This window comes from Natrinema salsiterrestre, from assembly GCF_029502005.1.
GTDB classification, from domain to species: Archaea; Halobacteriota; Halobacteria; order Halobacteriales; family Natrialbaceae; genus Natrinema; species Natrinema salsiterrestre.
This window is the reverse complement of sequence record NZ_JAMQOT010000004.1, coordinates 46748-73033: the sequence shown is the minus strand read 5'-3', so window position 1 is coordinate 73033 and position 26286 is coordinate 46748. Positions and strand designations below refer to the sequence as shown.

The window sequence follows — 26286 nt, the reverse complement described above, 5'->3', positions numbered from 1 at the left end:
CTAGGGAACGATACAGCGGAGTTCGGCCGGGAGATACTCGCCGACGCTGGCGAGCAGCCCCGGCGGATCGGTGTTCTCGGTACAGATGACGCTCTGCTCGAGCAGGCCGAGTCGCTCGACGGTCACGTAGTCCTGTGCGTGGCCAGCACGGTTGAGCGTGGCCCGTACCTCGGCCCGCGTCGCGCTGTTGACGTTGAGCCGGCCGTCGCCGCGGGTCCACTCGTAGAGGCGGTCCTGCTCGGCGTCGGCGAGCCGGGACGGCTCGCTATCCGCGTCGTCGCTATCGCCGCCGTAGACGAACTGGAGGGGCAAGTGCTGGACCAGCCCGTAGCGGTCTCGGATCTGCGTCGCCGATCCCGGGCCGAGCCCGAGTTCGTCCACCGGGATCCGCACGCCTTCGCCCTGCCCCGCGTCGAGGACGAACCCGTCCTCGTCCCAGGACTCGAGCGTCCCGACGTAGGTCTCGCCGGCCTCGAGATCCGGGACGATCTCGCCGAACTCCTCGCGGAGGACGTTCCGCGCGACGGTAGCGTCCTCGCCCTCGATCGTCACCGACGGGAAGTCGTCGTGGCGAACGCCGATCTCGAACTCGACGTCGAGTTCGCCGATCTCGTTGGTCACGAGCGAGCGCAGCGAATCGAGTGACCGCTCGCGGGCCTCGCCCTCGACGTACAGTTTAGTTGCGAGTACGACCATCAGGCGTCCGCGTCGATGTTGAGTTCGTCCTCGAGGTCGTCGAGGCGGTCGTCCATCGCGGTGACCAGTCGATTGTTGTCCATCGATTCCAGCGGCGAGCCGCACTCGGGGCACTCGAAGTTGAAGTCCATCGCCTCGCCGAACTCGAAGCGGATGGAACAGATCTCGCAGAGATAGAACTCGTGGTTGCGCTCGTACTCCCGGCGCTCGTCGAGCGCCTCGCGGAGCCGGTACATCTCCTCCTCGAGGTTCTCCGGAATGTTGTCGTACTCGAACGTCCAGAGGTAGGTCAGCCACCCCGAGTCCTCGTCGCGCAGCCGCCGGTACGTGGCGAGATCGTTCTCGTACAGAATGAACAGCGCGCGCCGCACGTCGTTCAACTCGAGGTCCAGTTCCTCCGCGAGCTCCTCGTCGGTCACCTCGCCGTCCGGAGGTGCCGCCGCGACGGGCATCCCCTTGGGACCGACCAGCTCGTGCAAATATTTCTGGATCACCGGGTCCTCGAGCAGGTCCTCAAAAGCCATTACCCGTATGTAACGCCATGGAGCCATTAAAGCTTGTCAAGTGACCCCGCCTGCGATGGCGTGCGATCCGTGTGTCGCCACCGAAACCCGGCGACCACTGACGGGATACCCTGTACCTCGGACCGATCATACCACGTGCCGTGGCGAACGCTGTTGGCCGCCTGAGTGAGAACGAGGGCGGCCAACGATGCCGTGCGAGGGATGAGCGAACGACCAGCGGGAGTGAGTGAATCGGCTGGGGAGGGCGTGGCAATTCCATGCCGCCAGGATGGGCAGGTCAGTAACCGTCGTTATCGCTGCTTCAGAAACAGCTGTCAGAAATCGGTTCTCGAGTAATTCTGCGAGAATAACCGTCCCGCCTTACGAATCGTCGGACGCATTCGTGCGTAGTCGTATCGCGATCCAAAGGATCGCAGGAGAAATGAGAAAGAGCAAAACAATACCGAAACCCAAGCCCTCCGGTGGGAGTACCGAAAAAACCAGGACCAAAAGGAGACTACACAGGAGGGCGATGATGATATTGAGCCAGAACAGTATCGCTTCGACAGCCATTATTTTAAACCACTGGGAAAGTTCAGTAAAACCTTCCAACGGTAACGATAGTGCCTGCACGTATCGTTCAACAGAGAAATCACCGCACCAGTTTCGGAACCCGTCAGAAAATTCGAGCGCGACGCTTATACCGCTGGATCGACCTGTTCGTGACAATGACTTCCGACGCTTCCTGTCGCGCCGTTCGCGACGACGCCGCCCGCTCGCGGATCCACCGCCTCGAGTTCGACGTCCCCTGGCCGCCCAAACACGTCGCCGCCTACCTGCTCGAGGGGCCGGAACCGATCCTGATCGACGCTGGTGCGCCCGACGAAACCGGCGGGGCCGAACACGAGGGCGAGTCGGAACTGCGCGAGGGCCTCGCCGAGTTCGGCTACGAACCGGCCGACGTCGACCACGTACTCGTGACGCATATCCACAGCGATCACATCGGCCAGCTCCCCGCGCTGCGGGCCGCCGGCGCGACGGTTCACGCGCCGAAGGCGGGAATCGAACGACTCGAGGGCGACCTGGACGCCGTCCAGTCCGGGCTTCGAGCGACGGCGACCTCGGCGGGCTACAGCGGCGACGCCCTCGAGACGGTGATCGAGGAGGAACTCGACTCGCGCCGCCGGGACCGGCGACTGGTCGATCGCGAGACCGCCCAACCGATCGATCCCGCCGACCCCCTCTCCGTCGGCGGTCGCGAGTTCACGGTCTTCGAGACGCCGGGTCACGAGATCGACCACCTGTGTTTCGAGACGACCGTCGAGGGCACGGACGTGCTCTTCGCGGGCGACGCGCTCATCGAACCGTTCCGCGCCGGGGCCTTCCAGGTCGGATTCCATCCCGGTGCCTACGACGCCGTCGAAGCCTACTACGAAGCTATGGACCGGCTGACCGAGACGACCGCGACGCACGTCTTCCCCGGCCACGGCCCCGTCTTCGAGGACCCCCAGCGCGTCGTCGAGACGACGCGGGAACGGCTGGACGCGCTGCTCGAGGAGACGGCGGCGGCGCTCGCGGAAATCGAACCCGCGACGCCGCTGTCGATCGCCGAGGAGCGCGTCGGGAACGTCCGCTATCACGCGCCCGTGCTCGATACGCTCGGGGCGCTCGGGACGCTCGAGAAACAGGGGACCGTCTCCTACGAGATCGACGACGGCGTTCGGGACTACGAGACGCAGTGACCGCTCGCGGAGCACCGCTCTGATCGGAGTTGGGGTCAGTCGGCGGCGGACTCGAGGGGCACCTCGCAGTGTTTACACCGGTCGCGGTCGGGGTCGTTGGGTGCGCCACACTCCGAACAGTTGATCCGGGCCGGCGGCTCGCCCCCCGATTTCATCGAATCGACTGCGAGCGCGACGAGGAGGAGGAAGATCCCGAGTATCAAAAACCCGAACGGGTTTACAGCCAACATGACGACCATCACGTACCCGAGGACCGCGAGTATCGGAACCCCGACGATCACGTAGAGTATCTCTCGTGACACTTCGTACATGACTGCAACTCTCCAGTTTGTGATCAAAAGCGTTTCGGTGGGAGTGTGACAGTAGATCCGTGTTTTCGGCAGTGTATCCCGACTCGATGGTCTCGGTCATCGACTGCAGAGCGGTCAGCCGATGACCGGTCGTCACGAGGTGACTACATACGCCACTCTCCCGTACCCTACGTGTCGGACTCGAGTTGAATACGATGAACCAATCCAAAGAAGAGCTAGCAGTAGTCATGGAAACGCCGGACGCAGTGGTCCAACATCAAGCGGGCTTCGGTGGGGCAACCGAAGACGACGAGATGGCCGCAGAACACTTCCGAATCAGCGCCGGGACCGATCTCACGCCCCTCCTGGAGGGGTTACACGAAGATCGGTGTCAGTGCCCACACTGGGGGTACGTGATCGATGGCGAAATCACGGTCCAGTACTCCGACGGCTCCGAGGAGGTAGACGAGGCCGGCGACCTCGTCTACTGGCCGCCGGGCCATACCCTCTGGGTCGGCGACGATGACGCGGAGTTCGTCCTGTTTAGCCCGCACGAAGAGCACACGGACGTCTTCGACCACATGGCGACCAGGATGGAGGACTGACGATGGCGACGACTCCGGAACGAGAGCTGGCTGCCGTGTCCTGTCCCCACTGCGAGCGAGAAACGGCCGTCTCGATTCCGAATACGGACGTCGAACTGGAAGTCAGACGGTCCGTCGCACTATTCGGCGACCATGCCACAGTCGCGTGTCCGGACGGCCACGCGTTCTGGGTGTACTTCTGTTGACGAACAGAACGCTCCAATCTGCGCGGCGCGTTCGTCGAACGAACGCACTGGCTGGGTCGCCGGTCTACTCCTCGTCCTCGAGTTTGTACTTCTGAACCTTCCCGCTGGTCGTCCGCGGGAGCTCGTCGATGAACTCGACCTCGCGGGGGTGTTTGTACTCGGCGACTTCCTCGAGACAGAACTGTTTGATCTCGTCGGCGGTCACGTCGCTGCCGGGTTCGACGCCGGAGGCGGGGACGACGAACGCCTTCGGCACTTCGTTGCGCCGCTCGTCCGGGATCCCGACGACGGCGGCGTCCGCGACGGCCTCGTGCTCGAGCAGGAGCCCCTCGAGTTCGCTGGGGTAGACGTTGTACCCGCCGCTCACGATGACGTGTTTCTTCCGGTCGACGATCTCGTAGTAGTTGTCGCCGTCGCGGCGGGCGACGTCGCCGGTCCGGAAGTAGCCGTTGTCGGTGAAGGCGGCGTCCGTGGCCTCGGGCATATTGTGGTAGCCCGTCATCACCTGCGGGCCGCGCACGAGGAGTTCGCCCTCCTCCCCGGGTCCGACCTCCTCGCCCGAATCGTCGACGATCTTGCAATCGGTCATCCGCAGGGGCTGGCCGATCGTGCCGTGTCGGAGGCCGAACGTCGAGCCGCTCTGGGTGTGGGTCGCCCCGTGGGTCTCGGTGAGACCGTACCCTTCGGAGATGTCCACGCCGGCGGTCTCTTCGAACCGTTCCTGGACCGCTGCGGAAAGCTTCGCGCCGCCCTCCGACGCCGACTCGAGGCTCGTGAGATCGTACTCGCCGAAGTCGTCGGCTTCGACCATGTCCGCGTACATCGTCGTCACGCCGACGAAGTGCGTGATCCCCTCGTCCTCGATCAGTTGCATGCACTCCTGAGGGTCCCACTCGAGCGCGCTCCGGAAGTAGAGCCGCCCGCCGCCGACCAGCGGCTGGAGCGCGGTGTGGGTGAACCCGGTGATGTGATACAGCGGGAGCCAGGTGAGGCTGCGGACGTCTTCGGGTTCGACGTCGACGTTGGAGGCGGTCAGCGGCCACATGAGCTGTGCCCGCGTATTGGCGTGGGTGAGCTGGACGCCCTTCGGATCGCCGGTTGTTCCCGACGTGTAGGGCAACAATGCCACGTCGTCGTTCGCGCGCTCGACCAGGGTCGGCTCGCCCCGCAGTTCCTCGAACGCGTGGTCGTCCGGATTCCGAGGCCAGTCCTCGCTTCGGATCGTGATGATTTCGAGGTCCGTGTCGGCGTCCTCGAGCGCCTCGTCGACGACCTCCCGCAGCGCCGGGTGGGTGACGATGGCGCTCGCCTCGGTGTCCTCGAGCTGGTAGGCCACCTCCCGGCGCTTGTACTGGGGATTGACCGGCGAGATCACAACGCCGGCTTTGAACGCGCCGATCGAGGCGATCAGGTACTGCGGACAGTTCGGCAGGAAGAGAAGCATTCGGTCGCCGGGCTCGAGGCCGATGTCGTGGAGTCCGCCGGCCAGTTCCGCAGTCCAGTCGCGTACCTCGTCGTGAGTCCAGCGCCGGCCGTGGTGTTCCATCGCCTGCGCATCTCCGTGATGGGCCGCGGTCTGATCGAACAGTGTCGCGACGTTGCCGTCAAGTGCGGAGTCATCGACTGCGTCCAGGTCCATGTATCGTGATACCGAAGGTCACGATAAAAGGTTTTCCTCGCTTACATCTAACGGCCGAACCGGTCGAGGGCTCATCGATCACCCGAACGATACGCTTAGGAGTCGTCATGTTGTACCGCCAATAGGATGCTCCGCGAGTCGCTCGCCAGGTTTCGCGACCGGATCGATCCGTCCGATATCGTCGTTTCCGCGGGCGTCGCCGTCGTACTCCTCCGTCTCGGAGTGGACGCGAGCCTGATCGGAACGGTCCTCGGGGCCGCAGTCGTGACGCCGCTCGCCGAACCGCTCCTCGAGCGATTCGATATCGGCCCGGGTATCGCCGGAATCGCCTTCGGTGCGTTCGCCATCGCTGCCGGCGTCGTTCAACTCCAAGACGGCGGCCGCCTGTTCGGTGGGTCGTTGCTCGCCATCGGGTTCTGGATCTGTCTCGATGGGGTCTATACGTGGCGTACTGGGGACGGAACTGCGCGTGACGAAGAGGACATGACGGAAGACGAGCTCCTCCTCGTCGGCGAGCACAACCGCTGGCTGCTCGAGGAACTCCGCGCGGCCGACCGACCGCTCACGAAAGCGGAAATCTGTGACCGCACCGGACTGCTGGACGAAGATTTCGAGCGCTTGCTCGAGATCCACGGCGATTCGGGACCGATCGAGCGGGTCGGTAACGGATACGCGATCGACGAGGACGAGATGGGTGCCAGCGCGTTCGTTCGGAACGTCGTGTATGCGGTTTTCGCCCGTCTCTTCCGTCCGTTCCGACTGTTTCGGTCGGCTGGTTGAACGCCGGGCTAGCTGACTCAGCGCGACGGCGACACGGTTTCCCCGTCACTCTTCCCGTTCCGATTCGGACTCCGTCGGTTCGACGCGCTTGCCCGTCTCCTTCGGAATTACCTGCCGGTCAGCGTCGTCCCACTCCCGCTCGAGTTCCCGCCCCTCGAACAGCCGGTCGAGGAAGACGGCCAGCCCGGCCACCTCGGAGTGGGGCTGGTTGGTGACGCCGACGTTCCAGTCGGCCGCCTCGTAGACGTCGAAGGGGACTTTCTCGGAGCCGACGACGAGCAGGAGCGGCTCGCCCTCGGTCGCGTGTGCCGCCCGGATATCCGCCTCGACGTCCTGAACGCGCTCGCCGTACATCGTGAGGTGGACGACCCGCCCCGCCCAGTTGTTGATCACTCCCTGCGGCGACCCGGTGAGTTCGGCCTCGAAGGGACCGCCGAACCGGTCGGTGATGTCCGTCACGGTCTCGAGCGACTGGCCGGCGTTGTCGGGAAAGAGGACGCGATCGGCTCCCAGCGCCCGGGCGGTCAGGCCGACGTGGGTCGTCATCCGGTCGTCCCGGCCGGGGCGGTGGCCGAGCCGGAGGACGGCGACCTCGCTGTCGTCGTGCATGCGTCTATCCACTCTCGGCGGCGGTTAGGGGGTTTCGTTTTCCGCCCGCTGCCGCCCGATCGGGTTCGACCCGCGACGGATCGGGACGGAAAACGACCGACGTCCCTCGAGACGAGCGCCGGATCTGCGGTGGCGCGCGCTGAAGGCCAACCGGTGAACCGAACAGTGCGACGCAAATCCATACGTACTCGACGTGAGTGGGATACCGTATGCGAAAGACGAACGAATCCGACGTCGAGTGGAAGGAGTACGACCACGGTGAAACCGCGTTCCGCCGGAAGGAACTCTCGAACGCCGTCGACGCGTCCGACCTCGGCTGTAGCCTCTACGAACTCCCCGCCGGTATGCGGTCGTGGCCCTACCACTACCACGCGGCCAACGAGGAGGCGATCTACGTGCTGGCTGGCGAGGGGAAACTCCAGACGCCGGACGGGCTCGAGCCCCTGAAGACCGGCGACTACGCGACGTTCCCGGCGAACGAGGGGGGCGGCCACAGAGTCGTCAACGACGGCGACGAGCCGCTCCGATACCTGGCGATGTCGACGATGAACGAGCCGGACGTGACGGTCTACCCGGATATGAACAAGTTCGGCGTCTACGTCGGCTCCCCGCCGGGCGGCCGCGAGGACCGCTCGCTCGAGGGCTACTACCGCATCGACGACGAGACGGACTACTGGGAGGAGTGACGACGCCGGCGGATCGGCGGAATAGTTATGGCAGGAGGGGCGTATTTTAATTCTATGAGGTCCGTAAACAAATCCGACGTACCGGCACTGAGTCGAGACGACGGGCTCGTTTCTCACATCCTGCACTCCCGGCGAGACGCCGCGGGGACGGACTTGACGATCACCTGGGTGGACGTCGAACCGGGCGCACGGCAGCTCCGTCACGAACACGACCCCGAGCAGGTGTACGTCATCGTCGCCGGCGAGGGCGTGATGACCGTCGGCGACGACGAACGTGCGGTCGAGGCCGGCGATCTGGTTCACATCCCGGCGAACACCGAACACGGGCTCGAGAACACCGGCGATACCACCCTCGAGTACGTCTCCGCGGCGACGCCGGCGTTCCCCGAGCGCGATGTCGACGAGTTCTACGACGAGTGACCCGGCACGGTCGTCGAGACGTCGATAGGCTTTTTCGGCCCCCTGCGAAACACTCGCGTGATGACTCAGTCCGACGCGGTGATCGGCCGATGACGGACGTTCGCGAGTGGATAGCGACCGCCCGCGAAGAACGCTGGGGGATACTGACCGATCTCGCGTTCGCGGTCGTCTGGGTGACGCTGGTCGAACTCATTAACTACTTCCTCGAGCCCCCGACCACGGTGTACTATCTACTCATGCTCGCCGGAATCGTCGCGTACTTCGGCTTCCTCTGGAACTTCGACCTCGCGACCAGCCAGCAAAACCAGTAGGGTCCTCACGAACGATCTCCGCCATCGCTGTCGCTGGCCGGAAAGCGTCACAAAAAACGCGCCGCAACCCGCGTGTCGCTACTCTCGTCCGTCGGCGTCGACGACCAGAACCGGCGTGTGCGTCGACCGGAGCGTCCGTTCGGTGACGCTACCGAGCAGTGCACGTCGGATGCCCGACCGCCCGTGGGATCCCATTACGACGAGGTCGATGCCGTTGTCCTCGACGTAATCGGCGATGAGCGAGTGGGGCTTCCCGGCCGAGACGTGCTCGACGGTCTCGAGGCCGCGCTCTCGAGCCCGGTCGGCCACGTAGCCGGTGGCCTTTTCGGCCCGCTCTCGCACTTCGGTCATCTCGCCGTACTGGCCCTGTTCGATGCGATCGAGCTGTTCGCCGCCGAGGCTCAGACTCATCGAGTCGGTGTCGATCACGTACAGCGCGTGGAGTCCGGCTTCGTACTTCTCGGCGAGGTCGACCGCGTGTTCGACGGCCGCCTCCGAGGTCGAACTGCCGTCCGTCGGAACGAGTATTTTCTCGTACATTGTTAGTCGTCTGCTGGAGTTTCGCCACCATCAGTGACGACGTCTTCCGCCGTCTGCTGTTGGGTCATCGGTTCGGGGCTGTGACACTGGCGCACGACCCGTTTCGTTTCCATCGGCGGTTCGTCGGTCACCATCGAGACGACGATGGTGATGGTGAAGACGATCGGGACCGCGATCAGCGCCGAGCCGATCGCGGGCATCCACTGCGCGAGTACCGGGACGAACGCGCCCTCGACGCTGCTGATATACGTCGGCACCACTTCGTTGATCATCGAGATGCTCCAGATGCTCAGTCCGGTGAGCATTCCGGCGAGGGCACCTTGCCGGTTCGTGTTCTCCCACCACATGCCGAGGAAGAACATCGGGAACAGCACCGAGCCGGCCAGCGAGAACGCGTAGGACACCAGCGCGGCGATGGGTGCCGCGGGGTCCAGTGCAGCGAGCGTCGTCAGCACGCCCAGCGCGATAATGCTCAGGCGGCCGACGAGGATCTGCTGGCGCTGCGTGGCGTCGGGGTTGATGATGTTCGTGTAGATGTCGTGGGAGATGGCCGACGAGCCGGCGATGAACAGTCCGGCGACCGTCGCGATCGCTGCGGCGATGCCGCCCGCTGCGATGAGTCCGACGAACCACTGGGGCAGTTCCGCCAGCTGGGCCGCCAGCACGACGATGACGTCGCCCGCGGCACTACTCATGCCGGGGTCGCCGTACACTGCGCCGACGTTCTCGCCGTAGAGGTCGGTCCCGAAGGCCGCGAACGCGGGGGCGCTCCAGTACAGCAGGCAGATGAAGAACAGGCCCCACACTGTCGACCAGCGAGCCGTCCGCTCGCTTTCGACCGTGTAGAACCGCACGAGCACGTGTGGAAGTCCACACGTGCCGACGATCAACGAGAAACACGTGGCTATCCACAGGTAGTAGCTCCCGCTCACGAAGGGTTCGCTGAACTCGCTGCCGAGCTCGCCTATCAGTGCGCCGTACTCGATGTGGGGAAGCACCGTCGAGTACCCCTGGGTGAAGCCGACGACGTAGAGGCCGGCGATGAACGCGATGATGAGGATGGTGTACTGGACGGCCATGTTCTTGGTCGCGCCCAGCATCCCCGAGAGCGTCAGGTAGCCGACCGTGATGGCCATCATGAAGACGACCATCGACTGGTAGCCGGAGAGTCCCGGGAGGCCGATGTCACCGAAGATGTACAGGCCGACCAGACCCATCCCGCGGGCCTGCCCGATCGCGTAGACGAACCCGATGAGGAACGTCGTGATGGCCGCGATCGCGCGTGCGGCGTCGGAGTTGAAGCGGTCCCCGACGAAGTCCGGCGCGGTGTACTTCCCGAACCGGCGCAGCTGTGCGGCCATGAAGATCAGCAGGATGAAGTAGCCCGTCGTCCAGCCGACGACGAACGCCAGGCCGTAGAAGCCCGACAGTGCGATCAGGGCCGCCATCCCGAGATACGAAGCGGCCGACATCCAGTTGGCGCCGATCGCCATCCCGTTCTCGACGTTCCCGATCGATCGTCCCGCGACCCACATGTTCTCCGTGTCGGCCACGCGGAAGACGAAGCCGATGGCGAGGAACAGGAGCAGCATCGAGAGGACCAGGATCGCCGGAACGAGCTTGAACGAGACGTTCAGTCCCTCCGGAAGGAGGCCGCTCTGGAGAACGACGTTCGCAGCGCCCGTCATTCGTCGATCCCTCCGTCAGTCGCCGCAGCGTCTCCGCCGCCGCGTCCGGTTTCCTCGGCCGTCTGATGTTCGATACCGTACTTCGCGTCGAGCGCGTCGCGCTTGCGGGAGTACCAGAACGAGAGGATCAACGCACCGGTCGGCGCGACGGTCGCGACCAGGAAGTAGTGCAGCGGGAATCCGATCACCGGCAGTTCCGTCGTCATCACGCCCGGAGCGAGCCGCGTCATCGTTACCGGTCCGAAGACGATGACGAACCAGATCACGAAGCCCGTCCAGACGATGCGAAGGTGGTCGCGCATGAACGGCGTGCTCGGATTCAGCAAGTTCACCTCCGCACTGAGATAGTCGGTATCTCGGTGGGATTGGCCGGGTTGTCCGGCCATCCCCCCGTCCGTTGCGGTCCGATTGTCAGTCGAATCGTGGCTGTTATTATCTGTCATATGTTTGCGAGTCGTATTCTCGTGTCGTCTGTCATTCTCGAAAATCGAAATGGGAGTGTTAGTCGCTCGAGACCTGTTCTGCGATGTCGTCGACGACCTCGGGGTTGCGCAGCGTCGAGGTGTTCCCGAGCTCGTTCCCGCTCGCGATGTCCTCGAGCAGGCGACGCATGATCTTGCCCGAGCGCGTCTTCGGCAGTTCGTGCGTGAAGACGATCTCCTCGGGCTTGGCGATCGGCCCGATCGAATCGAGGACGGCCTGCATGGCCTTCTCCTCGAGTTCGTCTTCCCGATCCTCGTAGCCGTCTTCGGGGATGGCGTAGACGTAGACGGCCTCGCCTTTGACCTCGTGCTCGCCGCCGACGACGGCGGCTTCGGCGATCCCCTCGACGCCGACGACGGCCGACTCGATCTCCATGGTTCCCAGCCGGTGGCCGGAGACGTTGATCACGTCGTCGACCCGGCCGAGGATGGTGATGTAGTCGTCCTCGTCGATCTTCGCGCCGTCCTCGGGGAAGTAGACCCACTCGTCGGCGTCTTCGTCGGAGTACTCCTGCCAGTACTCTTCGATGAACCGCTCGTCGTTGTCGTACAGGGTGCGGAGCATTCCGGGCCACGGGTTGTTGACCGTGACGTAGCCGGCCTGGCCGGCATCGACTTCCTCACCCTGAGCGTCGACGACGCGGGCGTCGATGCCCGGCAGCGGCGGCCCCGCCGAGCCGGGTTTCATGGTGTTGATCCCCGGCAGCGTCGTGATCATCATGCCCCCGGTCTCGGTCTGCCACCAGGTGTCGACGATCGGGCACTCCTCGTTACCGATGTGTTTGTAATACCATTTCCACGCGCGCGGATTGATCGGCTCCCCGACGGTGCCGAGCAAGCGCAGCGAGGAGAGATCGTGGTTCTGCGTGTACTCCTCGCCCCACTTCATGAACGCGCGAATCGCCGTCGGCGCGGTGTAGAAGATGTCGACCTCGTTCTTCTCGACGATCTCCCACAGCCGGTCCTTGTCGGGATAGTCCGGCGTCCCCTCGTACATCACTGACGTCGTGCCCAGCGCGAGCGGGCCGTAGACGATGTAGGAGTGGCCGGTAATCCAGCCGATGTCCGCCGAACACCAGTAGGTGTCGTCGGCCTCGATGTCCAACACGGCGTGGCTCGTCCAGGCGCTGTAGGCGAGATAGCCGCCGGTGGTGTGTTTGACCCCCTTCGGCTTCCCGGTCGTCCCCGAGGTGTACATCAGGAACAGCATGTCCTCGGCGTCCCGCGGAACCGGCTCCACCGTCGACCCCTCGTGGTCGGCCACCAGCTCGTCGTAGTCGTGCTGGTTGTCCGCGAGGTCGTGTTCGAGGTCGTCGCCCAGTCGGTCGACGACCACGACGTCCGAGACCTCGTGCTCGACGCCCTCGAGGCCCTCGTTGGTCTTCGAGATGTGATCGAGCGGGTCTCCGCGCCGGTAGTAGCCGTCGCAGGTGACGAGGTACTCGCTGTCGGCGGAGTTCATCCGCGTCGCGAGCGCGTCGGCCGAGAAGCCGGCGAAGACGACGCTGTGTGGCGCGCCGATGCGGGCACACGCCAGCATGGCGATCGGCAGCTCCGGTACCATCGGCATGTACAGCGTGACGACGTCGTCCTCCTCGACGCCGAGGTCCCGCAGCGTCGCGGCGAAGTCCTCGACCTCGTCGAGGAGCTCGTCGTAGGTGTAGGTGCGCGTCTCACCGAGTTCGCCCTCCCACTCGATCGCGACGCTGTCGCCGCGTCCCTCCTCTACGTGCCGGTCGAGGCAGTTGTACGAGGCGTTGAGCTCGCCGCCGGTGAACCACTCGTAGAACGGTGCGTCTCCGTCCTCGAGGACGGTGTCGTACTCCTCGTCCCACGAGAGCAACTCGGCCGCGCGCTCCCAACACTCCGGCCAGTTCTCCTCGAACTCGTCGTAGATCCCCGGATCGGTGACGTTTGCCTGCTCGACGAACGACTCGGGGGGCTCGAACGCCTCCTGCTCTTCGAGTCGCGCCTCGAGATTGGCATCCTCCTGTGACATGGTACACCCACTCAATGGATAACCCACTTAGTAAAGACGGCCTCTAGTTGTGCAAAATCGACCCGATAGTGAGAGGAGAATCTAGCATATAATGACTATATTAGGGTGTGATAATCGATCGGTGGGCCGGTCACACCCCGGTTCGTCGCCGGCGCGACGGGTTGGTTCCCCTCGACTCGCGCCCCAGATAACAGTATATTGATACCACTGATCGGTACGTCTAGAGACTTAATTCGGTGCCGGTGCCGGCCGCCGATACGGGGTCGGTCACCCGCCCGGTTCGTCGAAGAACGTCCGGAGTAACTCGTGTTGGCCTTTCCGCAGGTGGTTGTGCAGGGTCGGCGAGGAGACCCCCATCGCGTCGGCCACTTCCTCGGCCGTGCTCTCCCGGGGCCAGTCGTAGTAGCCGCCGAAGTACGCCGCCCGGAGCGCGGCCTCCTGACGGTCCGTCAACCGGTCTTCGAGGCCCTCGCGAAACTCGCGGGCGGTCTGAACGGTCCGTTCGGCTTCCCGTTTTCCGAGGAGTTCCGAGTCGGGGAACGCGGAGCGAAGCCCGTCGACGATCGTCCGGAGGTCGGCGTCGGCCGCGCAATCGCCGGTGATCGTCGCCGATCCGCCCTCGAAGACCGCCTCGTGGACGGTGACGCCGTATTCGGTCAACGTGAGGATCGGAGACGACCCCCGAAGGACGAACTCGACGCGCCAGCCGTCCTCGTCGGTCTCGACCAGCCGACAGTCCTCGATCCAGGGCGCGTCGTCGGCGAGCTCGAACACGTCGGCCGGCGACGCCCCTTCGAGCCGGACGTAGGACAGCTGGGTCGACTCCCCGATCGGGACCAGCGAGTCGAGTTCGAAGCGGCAGTCGAGCCGGCGCGAGGCGTCGACGAAGAACGATCCGTCGTCCCGGCAGGCGATCTCGAGTTCGACGACGCGGTCGGAGAGCAGGAGGTTCCGTCGGCGGATGGAGGCGACGGCGTAGCCGACCTGCCGGCCGATCGTCGCGAGCCACGCGCGTTCGTCGTCCTCGAACGCGCCGTCGCGTTCGGTCGCGACCGAGAGCGTCCCGTAGACGGTGTCGCCGTAGGCGAGGGAGACTCTCGCGACGGCTCCGTCGAACGAGGTGTCGCCGTCGAGGGTCGCCGTGACGCCGTCCGCGACGCTCACTCGCCCGTCCGGCCCGGACCCGCCGTCGTCTCCCGGGGGCGACCGCTCGAGTGGTGCTGTCGACCCGTCGTTGCGCCACGCATCGGGAACGACTCGCTCGACCGAACCGGGGTCGATGCCGCTGGCCGCACGCCACTCCCGGCGGCGATCCGAGATCGTCGCCCGGTCGATCCAGGCGAACGCGTAGGCCCGCCCGTCGGTGAGTGCGGTACAGGTCGCGGTCTCGATCTCTTCGTGGTCGGTCGACTCGAGCAGCGCGCGGGTCACCGCACGGTGACGCCGGGCGACCGCGTACAGATCGTCGAGCTCGTCACGTCGCTCCCGAACGGCCTCGAGTTCCTCGCGGGCGGCGGTGCCGTCGCGGACGAACACGGCGAAGCCGTGATGCGTTCCCTGGTCGTCCCGCAGGGGCGAGACGACCTCGGTCGCGTGGAACTGCGAGCCGTCCTCGTGAACCCGCCAGCCGTCGGTTTCGACGCCAGACTCCTCGAGCGCCCTCGAGAGCGTCCGATCGGGAACGCCGGCGTCGACTGCCTCGTCGGTGTAGAACGTCGAGACGTGCGTGCCGACGATTTCGCCCGCCCGGTAGCCGAACAGCGCGGCCGCGCTGCGGTTCCAGCGTTCGACGTAGCCGTCGGCGTCGAGTCGGACGAGCGCGTAGCGGTCGCTGGCCGCCAGCAACAGTCTGACGACGCTGTCGTCGCCCACCGCCCGACCGGGCTGTGGGTCGCCCGAGCGGGGGCTCGAGGGCCCCTCGACGGCGTCGAAGGCGTCGACGATCTCGGCGTCCGCCGGCTCGGGGAGGTACGACTCGAGGGCTTCGAAGCTCTGCCAGCCGCCCGTAGCCTTGACCACTCGCGGATTGACGTCGTGCTCGACCAGTGCGGTGTGGGCGAAGTACTGCCGGAGGTCGCTGGTGGAGGCGTCGGCGAGCCCGGATTCGTCGAACAGGTCGCCGGCACGGGTAGCGACGTCCGAGACCAGCATCTGGAGCCGGCGGGGGGTGACGGTGAATATCCGGTCGTCGGGCGAGAGGTCGTTACTCCGGGCGTACCGCCGGAGTTCGCGTTCGACGCGGGTCGGCAGGTACGCGGTGCGGGTTCCCCGGTCGTCGTCGGTCGGAACCCGCATCAGGTACCGCGGCGGATCGATCCGCACCTGCTCGATGTCGTCGATCGCGAGCCGCGGCAGCTCGGTCGGCCGAAGCCCGACGTCCCCGCAGAGCCGGACCACCAGCGCCTCGCGGTAGGTTTCGGCCGCGTCGAGCAGCGATTCGTACTCCCGCCGCGTGAGCACTGCCTCCCCGGTCCCCTCGAGGCTCATCGGTTCTGGTTCGCACATTCTAGAGACGCGAACATAATTGTATCGCCTCTCCCCGGCATCCGACTCGGCATTGCGATTCTACCCGGTTCGATGAAGGACCAGCGGTTTCGCGTGAATAGAATCACCGAAGCATCAGCGATGCGGCTCGTCGCGGTCGCCGTCCGTCCCGATCTCGGCCTGGATCTCCCCGACGATCTCCGGGTTCCGGAGCGCGCTCGTGTCCCCCAGCTCTTCGCCGTTGGCGACGTCCTCGAGCAGTCGGCGCATGATCTTCCCCGAGCGGGTCTTGGGGAGCTCCGGCGTGAATATCACCGCGGCGGGCCGGGCGATCGGGCCGATCGCGGACTCGATGTTGTCGAGGATCGCCTGCCGAATCGCCGCGTCGGATTCGTAGCCGCGCTCGGTGCTCACGTACGCGTAGATCTCGGTGTCACCGGTCTCGCTCGAGCGGCCGACGACGGCGGCCTCGGCGACGCCGTCCACGTCGGCGATCGCGTGTTCGACCTCCATCGTCCCGAGGCGGTGGCCGGAGACGGTGATCACGTCGTCGACCCGGCCGAGGACGGTGATGTAGCCGTGGTCGTCGATCCGGGCGGTATCGCCGCTGAAGTAGCGCCAGTCGTCCTCGGCGGGGTCGGAAAAGCGCTGCCAGTACTCCGCGACGAACCGCTCGTCGTTGTCGTAGAGCGTTCGGGCCATCCCCGGCCACGGGCGACCGATCGTGAGGTAGCCGGTCTCCCCCGCATCGACGTCCTCGCCCGCCTCGTCGACGATGCGCGCGTCGATTCCGGGCAGCGGCGGGCCGGCGGAGCCCGGTTTCATGTCGTCGATCCCCGGCAGCGTCGAGATCGTGACCGCGCCGGTCTCGGTCTGCCACCAGGTATCGACGACCGGACACTCGCCGCCGCCGATGTGTTCGCGATACCACTTCCAGGGTCGAGGGCTGATCGGCTCACCGACGGTGCCGAGCAGGCGCAGCGAGGACAGGTCGTGTCGCGCGGGGTAGTCCGAGCCCCACTTCATGAACGCGCGAATCGCCGTCGGGGCCGTGTAGAAGACGTCGACGGCGTTCCGGTCGACGATCTCCCAGAGCCGGTCCCGGTCGGGATAGTCCGGCGTCCCCTCGTACATGACGGTCGTCGTGCCCAGCGCGAGCGGGCCGTAGACGATGTAGGAGTGGCCGGTGATCCAGCCGATATCGGCCGCACACCAGTAGGTGTCCGCGGGCTTGACGTCGAGGACGGCGTGGCTCGTCCACGCGACGTGCGCGAGGTAGCCCCCCGTCGAGTGAACGACGCCCTTCGGCTCGCCGGTCGTCCCCGAGGTGTACATCAGGAACAGCATGTCCTCGGCGTCCCGCGAGACCGGCTCGACGGTTTCGCCCGCGAACTCCTCGCGAAGGGCGTGGTAATCCCACTCGTTCTCGCCGAGGACGTGGGGCAGGTCGTCGCCGAGCCGGTCGACCACGACGGTTCGGACGTCCTGCTCGAGGTCGATGCGGGCGTTGTCGGCCTTGCTCTTCTGGTTGAAGGCGTCGCCGCGCCGGTAGTAGCCGTCGCAGGTGACCAGATACTCGCTGTCGGCCGCGTCCATCCGCGTCGCGAGCGCGTCCGCCGAGAGCCCGGCGAAGACGACGCTGTGAGGCGCGCCGATGCGGGCACAGGCCAGCATCGCGATCGGTAGCTCGGGGATCATCGGCAAGTAAATCGTCACGACGTCGTCTTCCTCGACGCCGCGCTCCCGCAGGGCCGCCGCGAACTCGTTGACCTCGACGTAGAGGTCCCGATAGGTGTAGGTCCGGCGCTCGCCCTGCTTACCCTCCCAGCGGATGGCGGCGTGGTTCTTTCGCCCCGACTCGAGGTGCCTGTCCAGGCAGTTGTACGAGGCGTTGAGCCGTCCGTTCGCGAACCAGCGATAGAAGGGCGCGTCCTCGTCCTCGAGGACGGTATCGTACGCCTCCTCCCACGAGAGGAGGGCGGCCGCACGCTCCCAGCAGTCGGGCCACTCCGCTCCGAACTCGTCGTGGATCCCCGGATCGGCGACGTTCGCCTGTTCGACGAACGACTCCGGCGGGGTGTAGGTGGGGCCGGTGGACTCGGACGCGTCTCGGTCCCACCCGTTCCGATCGACCATATCTCGTCCGAACCGTGGTCGCTCAGGGGAATAAACGTTCCTCCGAATCGCAAGCCGGTGGGCGGGAACGAGCGCGGGCACACGACGCATCCGCGGACGCCGTTCGATCGGCCAGCGCGGCCGAGACGCGAACGCCGATCGCCTAGAACTCGTCCGTCGTCGAGTCGATATCGGCGACGTCTTCCGCGTCGACGTCGACGTCCGGGTGGCGAACGACGTAGACGTCGTATCGCTGGTCGTTCGCGACCGGGCTGCCGACGCTCGACTGCGGTGCGATGACCGACCCCGCGTTCTCCGAGCCGATGAAAACGACCGACGCCTCCACCTCGCCCGCGACGCGGCGGATCTCGCGGACGACGTTCGTCGTCGACGTCGCCGTCGGCTCGTCGGAACTGACTCGTTCTATCTGGATCGTCGCTTCCGGGGCGACCTCGAGCGCCCGAGTCTGCATTCCCTCGGCGATCGCCTCCGCATCGAACGGCTCGCCCTGCGTGATCCACCCTCGTTCCTGGGCGTAGTCGGAGTCGTCCGGGATCACCGTCAGGACGACGACGTCCTCGTCGAGCAGGTCGCCGAAGGTCGAGGCGCGCTCGAGCGCTTGCGTCGCCAGTTTCGAGCCGTCGAAGGGAACGAGCAGTGACATACGGGTAGTTCACACGACAGCGGAGGTAAATGTTCTCCCTCCACTACCCGTTCGCTTCGACCCCCCGGCGAACGACCGATCGCTGGACTGACCTCCGCGTTAGCCGACGACCAGCACGGGACGATCCGCGGTCCTGACGACCCTGTCGACGGTACTGCCGAGCAGCGCACCCTTGAACGACGAGCGACCCCGGGAGCCGAGCACGACCGCATCCGCATCGCGCTCGGCCGCATAGTCGAGAATCTCCTCGTGGGGAACGCCCGATCGAACCGTCGTTTCGACGGCCACGTCACCGTCCGTCGCCGTCGCCTCGAGGTCCGCGAGCCAGCCCGCCGCTCGCTCCTCGAGGTGTCGCCGGGCCTCTTTCGGATCGACGATGCCCGTGTCGTACTCGGTTCGCTCGTCGACGACGGCGATCCCGTACAGCGGCGCGTCGAAGCGCTGAGCCAGCGCGATCGCGTGATCGATCGCCGTCGCCGCGGCCTCGCTGCCGTCGGTCGCCACCAGAATGGCGTCGTACATGGGCGGTGATACGACCCCCCTCGAGAAAGACCTGTGGCTCTGCCGAATCGTTCCGTCTGCTGCGGCGCGCGCTGTGTCGCTGTGAGCCGACGGCGAACTGCGACACGACCCTGCGCGAGGTCGTCGCGAGTACAACGAGCGACTGCTCGGAAGACGCGGATCGTCTTCCGATGGATGAGGACCGCAGCGACCAGTGGGAGCAAGGACCGCGATCGGTTGGGGAGGGGGTGGCACCTCCGTGCTGCCAGCACGAGCAACACGTTCGATTCATCGTCGATCCCTGCGACGTGACCCGAGTCAGAACTCCCATCCCTGCTACAGCGACCACGATACGGTTCGACGGATCCGTCAGCCGCTATTCTCGTCGGGGTTCCGTTTCTCTTTCGCGACACCGCGCGCCGCCGTCGCCTTCACCGACGCGACGATCGAACGGCCCGGCTCGAGCCCCAGCGCCTCGACGCTCCGGCGGGTGACCAGCGCGACGAGCTCGGTGCCGTCCCCGTCCGTCCCGTCGGCCGCCTCGAGATCGACCCCCACTCGAGCGACGGCGTCGCCGGCCTCGAGCCACGAGACGGTTCCCGGAAACCGGTTCCGGACGCTCGTCCCCTCGGCTCGGGGCACGTCGTCGGGCGCGTGCAGACTGACCGCGTCGGAGCGGATCGTCACGGACGCGGTCACGGCCTCTGCTGGGACGACCGCCAGAATCTCCCCCACGCCGGTCTCGACGGTCGCGAGTTCGCCGTCGCGGTCGACGACCGCCCCCTCGAGTACCGTCTCGTCGACGCGGGCGACGCCCTCGTAGGCCGCGACCAGCCGGTCGAAGCGCGCCAGCAGGTCCCGTGCCGTCGCCGTCAGGGAACTGCCGCCGCCGTCGGCTCCCCCGCGGGTGCGCTCGACCAGCGCCCCGATCGCCGCCTCGAGTTCGACGACCCGCTGCTGGAGGCGGGGGTAGGACCGCTCGAGCGCTTCGGCTGCGCCCGACAGCGATCCGCGGTCGTCGATCGCGCGCAGCATCTCGACGTCGCTCCGATCGACGGCGACGTCGTCGATCCGGAGGTAGGGGTCGAACTCCTTTTCCATTCGACTCGCCGTTCGTCGTCAGGCCAGAAGTTCGTTGTCATCGTACAACAGATCGCCGCGGACGAACCGCGCGGTCCGCTCGTCGCGCGGGTCCTCGAAGACCCGCTCGGCCGGCCCGATCTCGACCAGCTCGCCGTCGAGCAGGAAGGCGACCCGGTCGGAGACCCGCTCGGCCTGGTGCATGTCGTGGGTCGCGAGCAAGACGCCGTGGCCCCGCTCGCGCGATCGATCGATCGCCTGCTCGAGGATCGCCGTGTTCCGCGGGTCGAGATCGGAGGTCGGCTCGTCGAGGACGAGCAGGTCCGGATCGGTCGCGAGCGCGCGGGCGAACGACACTCGCTGCGCCTCGCCGCCGGACAGCGACGCGGCGTCTCGGTCCCACGCGTCCCCGAGCCCGACCAGCTCGAGGGCCTCGAGGACGCGGTCGTCGACGGTCGGCTCGTCCCGGACCAGCCGGTCCGCGAGGCGCCGTCCGAACCCGCGCAGGCGCTGGGGCCAGGGCCGACGGATTCGCCGGCCGATATCGACGTTACGGGCCACTGAGGTCTCGAAGAGGCTCGCACGCTGGAACACCATCCCGATCCGCCGCCGGACCGCGAGGCGGTCCTCGCGAGACAGCGCCCACGGATCGGTTCGGTCACAGCGGAGCGCGCCGCCGGTCGGCCGCTCGAACAGCGCCGCCAGCCGCAACAGGGTCGTCTTGCCGGCCCCCGAGGGACCGATGACCGTCACGACCTCGCCCGAGCCGACCGACAGCGAGACGTCCGACAGGATCGCCGTTCCGTCGACGCCGTAGGAGACGTCGTCGAGGTCGAGATTCACCGCGCGGTCACCTCCGTCGCGGTCCGTCGCACGGTCATCGCCCTCCGAGTCGCATGACGACTCCGTTGACGAGCAAGACGAGCGCGAGCAGGACCGCACCGAGTACCAGCGCCGTCTCGAACTCGCCGCGGCGCGTCTCGAGCGTGATCGCGGTCGTGATCGTCCGGGTTTTCGAGGTGCCGTCGGCGTAGGCGATGTTGCCCCCGACGATGAGGACCGATCCGACCTCGCTGATCGCGCGGCCGAAGCCGGCGAGGACACCGGTGACGACCCCGAATCGCGCCTCCTTGAGGGTGATCAGGGCGACGTCGGCGCGGGTCCCACCGACGCCGTAGGCCGCGTCCCGAACGGCCTCGTCGACGCTCTCGACCGACGACAGCGCGACGCCGGTGATCACCGGTGCGGCGAGCACGCACTGCGAGAGGATCATCGCCTCGGGCGTGTACACGAGTTCCAGCGATCCGAACGGGCCGCTGCTCGAGAGCGCCATTAGGACGAGCAGTCCGACGACGACGCTCGGAAAGCCCATCCCCGTGTTGATGACGGCCGTGATCAGCCGTTTGCCCCGGAACTCCGAGAAGCCGACGGCGAACGCGATCGGCAGGGAAAGCGCCGTGCTCAGCAGGACGGCGGTCAGGCTCACCGTCAGCGAAACCCGGACGATACTCCGGAGATACGTGGGATCGGCGATGGACTCGAATGGCATCGGTGGTAGGTCGGTCCGTGTGGATAGTGGGCCTGACGATCACTCGCTGTCGCCGTCGGACTGCCAGCCCTCCGGGACGTACTGCTGGAAGTCCGGGTCCTCCGATAGCGCCTCGGGGTAGAACAGCTGTTGCCCGTTTGCGGTGTAGTTCGAGACCACGTCCTGTCCCGCCGGACTCGTGAAGAACCCGATGTACGCCATCGCCAGCTGGTAGTTGACGTTCGAGTGGATCTCGGGATTGACCGCCATGATTCCGTAGGGGTTCGCCAGCAGTTCCGGGCCGCCCTCGATCGGTCCCTGCAGCAGGATCTCGAGGTCGACGTTGTCCTGCATCGAGAGGAAGGTCCCGCGATCGGCGAGCGTGTACGACCCCGACTCGCTCGCGTTGTTCAGCGTGTTCCCCATGCCCTGACCGAGTTCCTGATACCACTCGCCGCCGGGCTCGACGCCGGCCGCGTCCCAGATCGCCAGCTCCTTGGTGTGCGTTCCGGAGTCGTCCCCGCGCGAGACGAACGGCGCCTGCGCGTTCGCGATGGCATCGAAGGCCGCCGTCGCCTGCTCGGTATCGCCGACGCCCGCGGGATCATCACTGGGACCGACGATCACGAAGTCGTTGAACATCAGGTCGCGCCGATTGACTCCGTGCCCGTCTCGCATGAACTCGTCTTCCTGCGAGCGCGCGTGGACCAGTATCACGTCGGCGTTCCCGTTGCGCGCCGACTCGATCGCGGCACCGGTCCCCTGTGCGTTCGCCGCGACCGGCGTTCCGAACCGCTCCTGAAACGCGGCGTTGACCTCGTCGAGCAGCCCCGTATCGTACGTGCTGGTCGTCGTCGCGAGCGCCAACTCCTCGCCCGCGATCCCCGCTTCGCCGCCGTCGCCGCCCGAGCCGAGGCACCCCGCGACAGCGGCAGCGATCCCCGTCGCGCTCGCACCCAGTATCTCCCGACGTCGATATTCCATATCGGGAACAACGATGGAACACAATCACATAAACGTACCGCTCGAAGGACTCGATACCGGTTACGAAGGGCTCTCGAGCGGGCTCTCCGCGCGAAACAGTAACTGCTTCCGGTTACGGTGAGCGGAAGGGTCGAACCACACCAGTGTCACTCGGCGGCCGCCACCGCTACCGCAACGTTGTGGACGGATCGCACATCCGTTGTAACAGTCGTTGTTCCGTCCATCAGCGCCTGCTGGGAGGCACCATCGGAATTGACTCGAGAGCCCCCGCCACCGTTTCCGTCTCCCGTAACTGACAGGAACCGCCGTGCTCGAAGAAAACGACCGATCGACGGCGCTACTCGAGCGAGCCGACGCGAAGCGCGTATTCACCGCGCGTCCGGCCCTCGTCGTGGTACTCGACGGGTTCCTCGATGGCGGCGATCGTCCCGTCTTCGACGGCGGCCGCCGTCCCGATCCCCTCGAGGCGCTCGCACCCGCCCGCGCCGGACTCGAGGTCGAACCAGCGGACGGCGTGGGTATCAGGATCGCGAAGCCGAAAGTTCTGGGCGCAGGGGGCGACGAGTCGCCCGCCGTCGGCGGCGAGGCCGTGAACGAAGCCGCGGACTTCGTCGTCCCACAGGAGGTCGCCGTCCGCATCGAACGCGGCGACCCGATGTTCGTTCGGGTGTCGGCTCTCGGTCTCCCGGCTCTCCACCGCGTAGGTGTTGCCGGTCACGAACGCCACGCGACCGTCGTTCGCGTACGCGTGGTTCGGATAGGCGTACAGCGTCTCGTCGTCGATCTCGGTCTCCACTGCGAGGTCGACGCGCCAGCGCTCGGCACCGCCGGGCCCGAGTAGGTAGCCGCGTTTGTCGCCGTGGCTCGAGACGGCGATCGACTCCCCGTCGAAGGAGACGTCGCCGACGCGTCGATCGCCCTCCGTGCCGGGGTCCCAGCTCCACAGTCGCTCGCCCGACTCGGCCTCGAGCACCACGAGCCCGGTGTCGTGGTCGCCCATACAGCGGTTGTAGCCGACTGCGAGGCGCTCGCCGTCGGCGTCGAGATCGATCGCGATCGGCGAGGCGTCGGTCGCGTCGGTCCAGCGGACGGACCCGTCGGAATCGAACGCGTAGACGGTGCTGTGCCACTGGCGGTGGTCGCCGTCGCGTTCGTACCGTCGTGCGGCGGCGTACAGGCGGCCCTCAGATCCGGTCTCGAGCGCGACCGCGTAGGGCAGGTAGAAGACCGTGTCTTTGACCGCCTCGCCGACGTCCTCGACGGTGTCGTACCGCCAGCGCTGGTCGCCCGTCTCGGCGTCGTAGGCCGCGATCGTTCCGGTTTCGCCGCGTCCGGCGACGACGATCGTCTCGTCGCTGCCGTCTTCCCCGTCGCTCTCGAGCGACGCGATCCCGACCGCGTGGTCCGGGTGATCGGCCGTCCACCGCGTCTCGAGCGAGTCGGCCTCGCGGGCGGTGACGGTCCCGTCCCACTCGCCGGTCACGACGAGGTCACCGGACGCCGCCACGCCGACCGCGGATCGGGTCCACATGTGACGGCTCCGGGCCGTCTCGATCTCGCCGAGCGGGACCGACCGGAACTCGAGGGGGAGATCGCGTTCGGTATCGGCAGTGTCGGCCATGGTTACTCCTCTACCGGGAAGGTCTCGTGGAGCGTGTCGTGTGCGTCGCCGAGCCCGTCCACGATGCTCTCTCCCTGTGCGCTCAGGCGCTGGACCGCTCGCTCGGCGTCGCGAACCGCCAGCAGCCGCCCCCGCGTGTAATCGAATTCGGGGTCGTCGCTGTCCATTGCGGCCACTTCCTCCTCTAAGTCGACCAGCGCCGCGTCGAGGTGGCGCTCGATCTCCGCGAGGCTGTCGGCCTCCGCGAGGCCCTTGATGGGGCCCTCGAGATGGCCCTCGAGTTCTTTCTCCGCGTGATCGCGGGTGCTGTCGTCCCCGACGCCGAGGACGTTCATCAGTCCGAGTCGTAGCGCTTCGATTTCGTAGCAGCTCATAGGTGTCGATAACGTGGTCCGTTGTTTCGCTCGATCGATATCGGTGCAACCCCGACGTGAGAAGTCGCCGAGGGAGTCGATGCGTCGTCTACTACCCCGTCCGATCGGCGAGTGAACGATCGCCGCCGGTTCCACGATGTCGGGCGATCAGATACGTGCCGAGCAAGACGGCGAGTGAGAGTACCGCGATGACTTCGACGACCGTCCCGTACACTTCGGAAGCCCAGAGGGGGTCCTGCAGCGCCCAAACGCCGACCGACGCAACGATGCCGAACGCGTACAGGGCGCCGATTCCCGGGCGCAGCTCGCGAACTGATCCGTCGATCAGCGCGACCCCGACGATACCGAGGCCAGCGATCGCAACGAGGACGTTGAGCGCGCCGGTCGGATCCGGGACCAGCAGCATCGCACCGAACGCCACGAGGATCGCGTAGTATGCCGCAAGCGATGCCGAATTCTTTCCATACACCACTGCGTATAGATTTACACCCTCGGAAAAAGTGTATTTCGGTCATAACGTTTGGTCGACGAGCTCGCTCACGATGCGATCCCGATCGAGGTGGTCGCCCACGATCCGCTCGGCGTCGTCGTCCTCGACGCCGCCGTACCAGATGCCGTCGGGGTAGACCGCGACCATCGGCCCGTCGCCACAGCGTCCCAGACAGGACGACCGCGTGATACGGGCGTCGCAGTGTTCCGAGTCCCTGACCTCCTGACGGAGGCGCTCGAGGACCGCCGGCGACCCCATCTTGGCGCAGGTCTGGTTGGTGCAGACCGCGACGTGCTTTTCCGGCGCGTCGTGGCTGTCGGGCTCCTCGTCGATCTCGTCGCGGTCGGCGTGGGCCTCCTGGTGGGCCAGCGCGCGGAGCATGGCCCGTGCGCCGCCGACGTCCTCCTCGTAGCCCTCGAGGTCGACCTTGTACTTGCACGTGTCACAGGACATCTCGACGCTGTCGGTGCGGGCCTCCTCCCAGCGGTCGGCGAAGACGTCGAGCAGTCGGGAGTCGGTCCCGAGCGGATCCCCCGCGAGCGCGTCGACGTAGGGATAGTCCTCGTCGAACTCCGCCGTCCAGTCGCGCACTCGCTGCGTGAGGACGCCGTCGCCGAGCATGTACGGCAGGACCACGACCGCGTCGGGGCGGTGCTTCGAGAGGCCGTGCAGGGTGTCCTCGAGCGTCGGCTCCGTGACGCCGATGAACGAGGCCTCGACGCGGTCGAACTCCCGACCCTCGTAGAGCAGGCGGGCCAGCTTGTGGACGTCGCCGTTGGCGTCGGGATCGCTCGAGCCCCGGCCGCAGACGACGACCGCGACGTCGTCGTCCTCGCGGTCGACGCCCAGTTCGCGCTCGACGGTCGCGGCGCGGTCGTCCAGCAGGTCGAGGATCGCCGGGTGGACCCCCAGATGTGCGCCGTTATTGATCTCGAGGTCGTGTTCGGCGCGGGCCTGCTCGATCGCGAGCGGCACGTCGTTCTTGACGTGGCTCGCGGCGAACAGCGAACAGTGGACGACCGTCACCTGCGACGCGACGGGTGCCAGCTGGGCGAACGCTTCGTCGATCGCCGGCTCCGCGAGCTCGAGGAACGCGGCGTCGACCGGGATTCCCAGCTGCGACTCGAGGTCGGCGGCCAGTTCGCGGACCTGTTCGTTCGACTTCTCGCGCCGGGAGCCGTGGCCGATCAGCAGAACGGCCTCGTCGTCGAACCCGGCTGTGGGTGCGTGCGTGGTCTGGTCGGGTGTGCTCATCAGTATCGGATGTCTC

General features: G+C 66.4%; 28 protein-coding genes. 7 read left to right on the top strand and 21 right to left on the bottom strand.

Annotated elements, in window-relative coordinates:
• On the bottom strand, nt 1-696 hold the full coding sequence (locus NDI89_RS12290) for a DUF2110 family protein (protein WP_277521903.1): 696 nt from the start codon (nt 694-696) through the stop codon (nt 1-3).
• The gene (gene tfe / locus NDI89_RS12285; RefSeq protein ID WP_226006133.1) at nt 696-1220 is read right to left on the bottom strand and encodes a transcription factor E; all 525 of its coding nucleotides are present in this window, start codon (nt 1218-1220) and stop codon (nt 696-698) included. The genes NDI89_RS12290 and tfe overlap by 1 nt, the downstream gene beginning before the upstream one ends.
• A 707-nt stretch (nt 1221-1927) precedes the next feature.
• Between tfe and NDI89_RS12280 the strand changes: the two genes are divergently transcribed.
• Nucleotides 1928-2941, top strand: a complete 1014-nt coding sequence (locus NDI89_RS12280) for an MBL fold metallo-hydrolase (protein ID WP_277521902.1) — start codon at nt 1928-1930, stop codon at nt 2939-2941.
• Between the two features lie 35 nt (nt 2942-2976).
• On the opposite strand, the gene NDI89_RS12275 is transcribed toward NDI89_RS12280, so the two are convergent.
• Complete coding sequence (locus NDI89_RS12275) at nt 2977-3252, bottom strand: hypothetical protein (protein ID WP_277521901.1); 276 nt, start codon at nt 3250-3252, stop codon at nt 2977-2979.
• 194 nt (nt 3253-3446) lie between these two features.
• Between NDI89_RS12275 and NDI89_RS12270 the strand changes: the two genes are divergently transcribed.
• Nucleotides 3447-3836: a cupin domain-containing protein gene (locus NDI89_RS12270; RefSeq protein WP_277521900.1), complete on the top strand. Its 390-nt coding sequence runs from the start codon at nt 3447-3449 to the stop codon at nt 3834-3836.
• A 2-nt stretch (nt 3837-3838) separates the two neighbouring features.
• The gene (locus NDI89_RS12265) at nt 3839-4021 is read left to right on the top strand and encodes a hypothetical protein (protein ID WP_277521899.1); all 183 of its coding nucleotides are present in this window, start codon (nt 3839-3841) and stop codon (nt 4019-4021) included.
• 64 nt (nt 4022-4085) lie between these two features.
• On the opposite strand, the gene NDI89_RS12260 is transcribed toward NDI89_RS12265, so the two are convergent.
• Nucleotides 4086-5660, bottom strand: coding sequence for a class I adenylate-forming enzyme family protein (locus tag NDI89_RS12260; protein WP_277521898.1), 1575 nt, complete (start codon nt 5658-5660; stop codon nt 4086-4088).
• 126 nt (nt 5661-5786) lie between these two features.
• Between NDI89_RS12260 and NDI89_RS12255 the strand changes: the two genes are divergently transcribed.
• The gene (locus NDI89_RS12255; protein ID WP_277521897.1) at nt 5787-6440 is read left to right on the top strand and encodes a hypothetical protein; all 654 of its coding nucleotides are present in this window, start codon (nt 5787-5789) and stop codon (nt 6438-6440) included.
• 45 nt (nt 6441-6485) lie between these two features.
• Here the strand turns inward: NDI89_RS12255 and NDI89_RS12250 are convergent, their stop codons facing one another.
• Nucleotides 6486-7049: a tRNA (cytidine(56)-2'-O)-methyltransferase gene (locus NDI89_RS12250; RefSeq protein WP_277521896.1), complete on the bottom strand. Its 564-nt coding sequence runs from the start codon at nt 7047-7049 to the stop codon at nt 6486-6488.
• A gap of 209 nt (nt 7050-7258) precedes the next feature.
• Between NDI89_RS12250 and NDI89_RS12245 the strand changes: the two genes are divergently transcribed.
• The 3 genes from NDI89_RS12245 to NDI89_RS12235 all read left to right on the top strand — a co-directional run bounded on the left by NDI89_RS12245 (nt 7259) and on the right by NDI89_RS12235 (nt 8466).
• Nucleotides 7259-7735, top strand: coding sequence for a cupin domain-containing protein (locus tag NDI89_RS12245; protein WP_277521895.1), 477 nt, complete (start codon nt 7259-7261; stop codon nt 7733-7735).
• Nucleotides 7736-7789: 54 nt separating this feature from the next.
• Nucleotides 7790-8155, top strand: coding sequence for a cupin domain-containing protein (locus tag NDI89_RS12240; RefSeq protein WP_277521894.1), 366 nt, complete (start codon nt 7790-7792; stop codon nt 8153-8155).
• Nucleotides 8156-8244: 89 nt separating this feature from the next.
• Nucleotides 8245-8466, top strand: coding sequence for a DUF8119 family protein (locus NDI89_RS12235; RefSeq protein ID WP_277521893.1), 222 nt, complete (start codon nt 8245-8247; stop codon nt 8464-8466).
• A 78-nt stretch (nt 8467-8544) separates the two neighbouring features.
• Here NDI89_RS12235 and NDI89_RS12230 read toward each other — a convergent pair whose 3' ends face one another.
• The 16 genes from NDI89_RS12230 to NDI89_RS12155 form a co-directional block, all read right to left on the bottom strand.
• Nucleotides 8545-9006 (bottom strand): universal stress protein, encoded by a 462-nt coding sequence (locus NDI89_RS12230; protein WP_277521892.1) that lies wholly within the window; start codon nt 9004-9006, stop codon nt 8545-8547.
• 2 nt (nt 9007-9008) lie between these two features.
• On the bottom strand, nt 9009-10694 hold the full coding sequence (locus NDI89_RS12225) for a sodium:solute symporter family transporter (RefSeq protein WP_277521891.1): 1686 nt from the start codon (nt 10692-10694) through the stop codon (nt 9009-9011).
• Nucleotides 10691-11137 (bottom strand): DUF4212 domain-containing protein, encoded by a 447-nt coding sequence (locus NDI89_RS12220; RefSeq protein ID WP_277521890.1) that lies wholly within the window; start codon nt 11135-11137, stop codon nt 10691-10693. Before NDI89_RS12220 ends, NDI89_RS12225 begins: the two co-directional genes overlap by 4 nt.
• Nucleotides 11138-11195: 58 nt before the next feature.
• Nucleotides 11196-13175, bottom strand: a complete 1980-nt coding sequence (acs, locus tag NDI89_RS12215; RefSeq protein ID WP_277521889.1) for an acetate--CoA ligase — start codon at nt 13173-13175, stop codon at nt 11196-11198.
• Nucleotides 13176-13442: 267 nt separating this feature from the next.
• Nucleotides 13443-15662 (bottom strand): bacterio-opsin activator domain-containing protein, encoded by a 2220-nt coding sequence (locus NDI89_RS12210; RefSeq protein ID WP_277522275.1) that lies wholly within the window; start codon nt 15660-15662, stop codon nt 13443-13445.
• Nucleotides 15663-15794: 132 nt separating this feature from the next.
• Nucleotides 15795-17795 (bottom strand): acetate--CoA ligase, encoded by a 2001-nt coding sequence (gene acs / locus NDI89_RS12205; protein ID WP_277521888.1) that lies wholly within the window; start codon nt 17793-17795, stop codon nt 15795-15797.
• Between the two features lie 142 nt (nt 17796-17937).
• The gene (locus tag NDI89_RS12200) at nt 17938-18438 is read right to left on the bottom strand and encodes a universal stress protein (RefSeq protein WP_277521887.1); all 501 of its coding nucleotides are present in this window, start codon (nt 18436-18438) and stop codon (nt 17938-17940) included.
• A 99-nt stretch (nt 18439-18537) separates the two neighbouring features.
• The gene (locus NDI89_RS12195; RefSeq protein ID WP_277521886.1) at nt 18538-18960 is read right to left on the bottom strand and encodes a universal stress protein; all 423 of its coding nucleotides are present in this window, start codon (nt 18958-18960) and stop codon (nt 18538-18540) included.
• Nucleotides 18961-19308: 348 nt separating this feature from the next.
• A complete protein-coding gene (locus NDI89_RS12190) occupies nt 19309-20040 on the bottom strand; it encodes a TOBE domain-containing protein (RefSeq protein WP_277521885.1) in 732 nt (243 codons plus the stop codon).
• An 18-nt stretch (nt 20041-20058) separates the two neighbouring features.
• Nucleotides 20059-20862: a phosphate ABC transporter ATP-binding protein gene (locus NDI89_RS12185; RefSeq protein ID WP_277521884.1), complete on the bottom strand. Its 804-nt coding sequence runs from the start codon at nt 20860-20862 to the stop codon at nt 20059-20061.
• Between the two features lie 34 nt (nt 20863-20896).
• Nucleotides 20897-21568: an ABC transporter permease gene (locus NDI89_RS12180; RefSeq protein ID WP_277521883.1), complete on the bottom strand. Its 672-nt coding sequence runs from the start codon at nt 21566-21568 to the stop codon at nt 20897-20899.
• 39 nt (nt 21569-21607) lie between these two features.
• On the bottom strand, nt 21608-22531 hold the full coding sequence (locus NDI89_RS12175) for an ABC transporter substrate-binding protein (protein ID WP_277521882.1): 924 nt from the start codon (nt 22529-22531) through the stop codon (nt 21608-21610).
• A gap of 337 nt (nt 22532-22868) precedes the next feature.
• Nucleotides 22869-24152: an outer membrane protein assembly factor BamB family protein gene (locus NDI89_RS12170; RefSeq protein WP_277521881.1), complete on the bottom strand. Its 1284-nt coding sequence runs from the start codon at nt 24150-24152 to the stop codon at nt 22869-22871.
• A 2-nt stretch (nt 24153-24154) separates the two neighbouring features.
• Entirely contained in the window at nt 24155-24526 is a 372-nt protein-coding gene (locus NDI89_RS12165; RefSeq protein ID WP_277521880.1) for a DUF3209 family protein, read from the bottom strand.
• A 91-nt stretch (nt 24527-24617) separates the two neighbouring features.
• Nucleotides 24618-24998 carry a hypothetical protein gene (locus NDI89_RS12160; RefSeq protein WP_277521879.1) on the bottom strand — a complete coding sequence of 127 codons (381 nt, stop codon included), beginning with the start codon at nt 24996-24998 and terminating at the stop codon, nt 24618-24620.
• A gap of 39 nt (nt 24999-25037) precedes the next feature.
• Nucleotides 25038-26270: a CbiX/SirB N-terminal domain-containing protein gene (locus NDI89_RS12155; RefSeq protein ID WP_277521878.1), complete on the bottom strand. Its 1233-nt coding sequence runs from the start codon at nt 26268-26270 to the stop codon at nt 25038-25040.
• Nucleotides 26271-26286: the final 16 nt, after the last annotated feature.

Coding starts and splice junctions, on each gene's coding strand:
- NDI89_RS12290 (WP_277521903.1), bottom strand. CDS start 696: ATGGTCGTACTCGCAACTAAACTGTACGTCGAGGGCGAGGCCCGCGAG.
- tfe (WP_226006133.1), bottom strand. CDS start 1,220: ATGGCTTTTGAGGACCTGCTCGAGGACCCGGTGATCCAGAAATATTTG.
- NDI89_RS12280 (WP_277521902.1), top strand. CDS start 1,928: ATGACTTCCGACGCTTCCTGTCGCGCCGTTCGCGACGACGCCGCCCGC.
- NDI89_RS12275 (WP_277521901.1), bottom strand. CDS start 3,252: ATGTACGAAGTGTCACGAGAGATACTCTACGTGATCGTCGGGGTTCCG.
- NDI89_RS12270 (WP_277521900.1), top strand. CDS start 3,447: ATGAACCAATCCAAAGAAGAGCTAGCAGTAGTCATGGAAACGCCGGAC.
- NDI89_RS12265 (WP_277521899.1), top strand. CDS start 3,839: ATGGCGACGACTCCGGAACGAGAGCTGGCTGCCGTGTCCTGTCCCCAC.
- NDI89_RS12260 (WP_277521898.1), bottom strand. CDS start 5,660: ATGGACCTGGACGCAGTCGATGACTCCGCACTTGACGGCAACGTCGCG.
- NDI89_RS12255 (WP_277521897.1), top strand. CDS start 5,787: ATGCTCCGCGAGTCGCTCGCCAGGTTTCGCGACCGGATCGATCCGTCC.
- NDI89_RS12250 (WP_277521896.1), bottom strand. CDS start 7,049: ATGCACGACGACAGCGAGGTCGCCGTCCTCCGGCTCGGCCACCGCCCC.
- NDI89_RS12245 (WP_277521895.1), top strand. CDS start 7,259: ATGCGAAAGACGAACGAATCCGACGTCGAGTGGAAGGAGTACGACCAC.
- NDI89_RS12240 (WP_277521894.1), top strand. CDS start 7,790: ATGAGGTCCGTAAACAAATCCGACGTACCGGCACTGAGTCGAGACGAC.
- NDI89_RS12235 (WP_277521893.1), top strand. CDS start 8,245: ATGACGGACGTTCGCGAGTGGATAGCGACCGCCCGCGAAGAACGCTGG.
- NDI89_RS12230 (WP_277521892.1), bottom strand. CDS start 9,006: ATGTACGAGAAAATACTCGTTCCGACGGACGGCAGTTCGACCTCGGAG.
- NDI89_RS12225 (WP_277521891.1), bottom strand. CDS start 10,694: ATGACGGGCGCTGCGAACGTCGTTCTCCAGAGCGGCCTCCTTCCGGAG.
- NDI89_RS12220 (WP_277521890.1), bottom strand. CDS start 11,137: ATGACAGATAATAACAGCCACGATTCGACTGACAATCGGACCGCAACG.
- acs (WP_277521889.1), bottom strand. CDS start 13,175: ATGTCACAGGAGGATGCCAATCTCGAGGCGCGACTCGAAGAGCAGGAG.
- NDI89_RS12210 (WP_277522275.1), bottom strand. CDS start 15,662: ATGAGCCTCGAGGGGACCGGGGAGGCAGTGCTCACGCGGCGGGAGTAC.
- acs (WP_277521888.1), bottom strand. CDS start 17,795: ATGGTCGATCGGAACGGGTGGGACCGAGACGCGTCCGAGTCCACCGGC.
- NDI89_RS12200 (WP_277521887.1), bottom strand. CDS start 18,438: ATGTCACTGCTCGTTCCCTTCGACGGCTCGAAACTGGCGACGCAAGCG.
- NDI89_RS12195 (WP_277521886.1), bottom strand. CDS start 18,960: ATGTACGACGCCATTCTGGTGGCGACCGACGGCAGCGAGGCCGCGGCG.
- NDI89_RS12190 (WP_277521885.1), bottom strand. CDS start 20,040: ATGGAAAAGGAGTTCGACCCCTACCTCCGGATCGACGACGTCGCCGTC.
- NDI89_RS12180 (WP_277521883.1), bottom strand. CDS start 21,568: ATGCCATTCGAGTCCATCGCCGATCCCACGTATCTCCGGAGTATCGTC.
- NDI89_RS12175 (WP_277521882.1), bottom strand. CDS start 22,531: ATGGAATATCGACGTCGGGAGATACTGGGTGCGAGCGCGACGGGGATC.
- NDI89_RS12170 (WP_277521881.1), bottom strand. CDS start 24,152: ATGGCCGACACTGCCGATACCGAACGCGATCTCCCCCTCGAGTTCCGG.
- NDI89_RS12165 (WP_277521880.1), bottom strand. CDS start 24,526: ATGAGCTGCTACGAAATCGAAGCGCTACGACTCGGACTGATGAACGTC.
- NDI89_RS12155 (WP_277521878.1), bottom strand. CDS start 26,270: ATGAGCACACCCGACCAGACCACGCACGCACCCACAGCCGGGTTCGAC.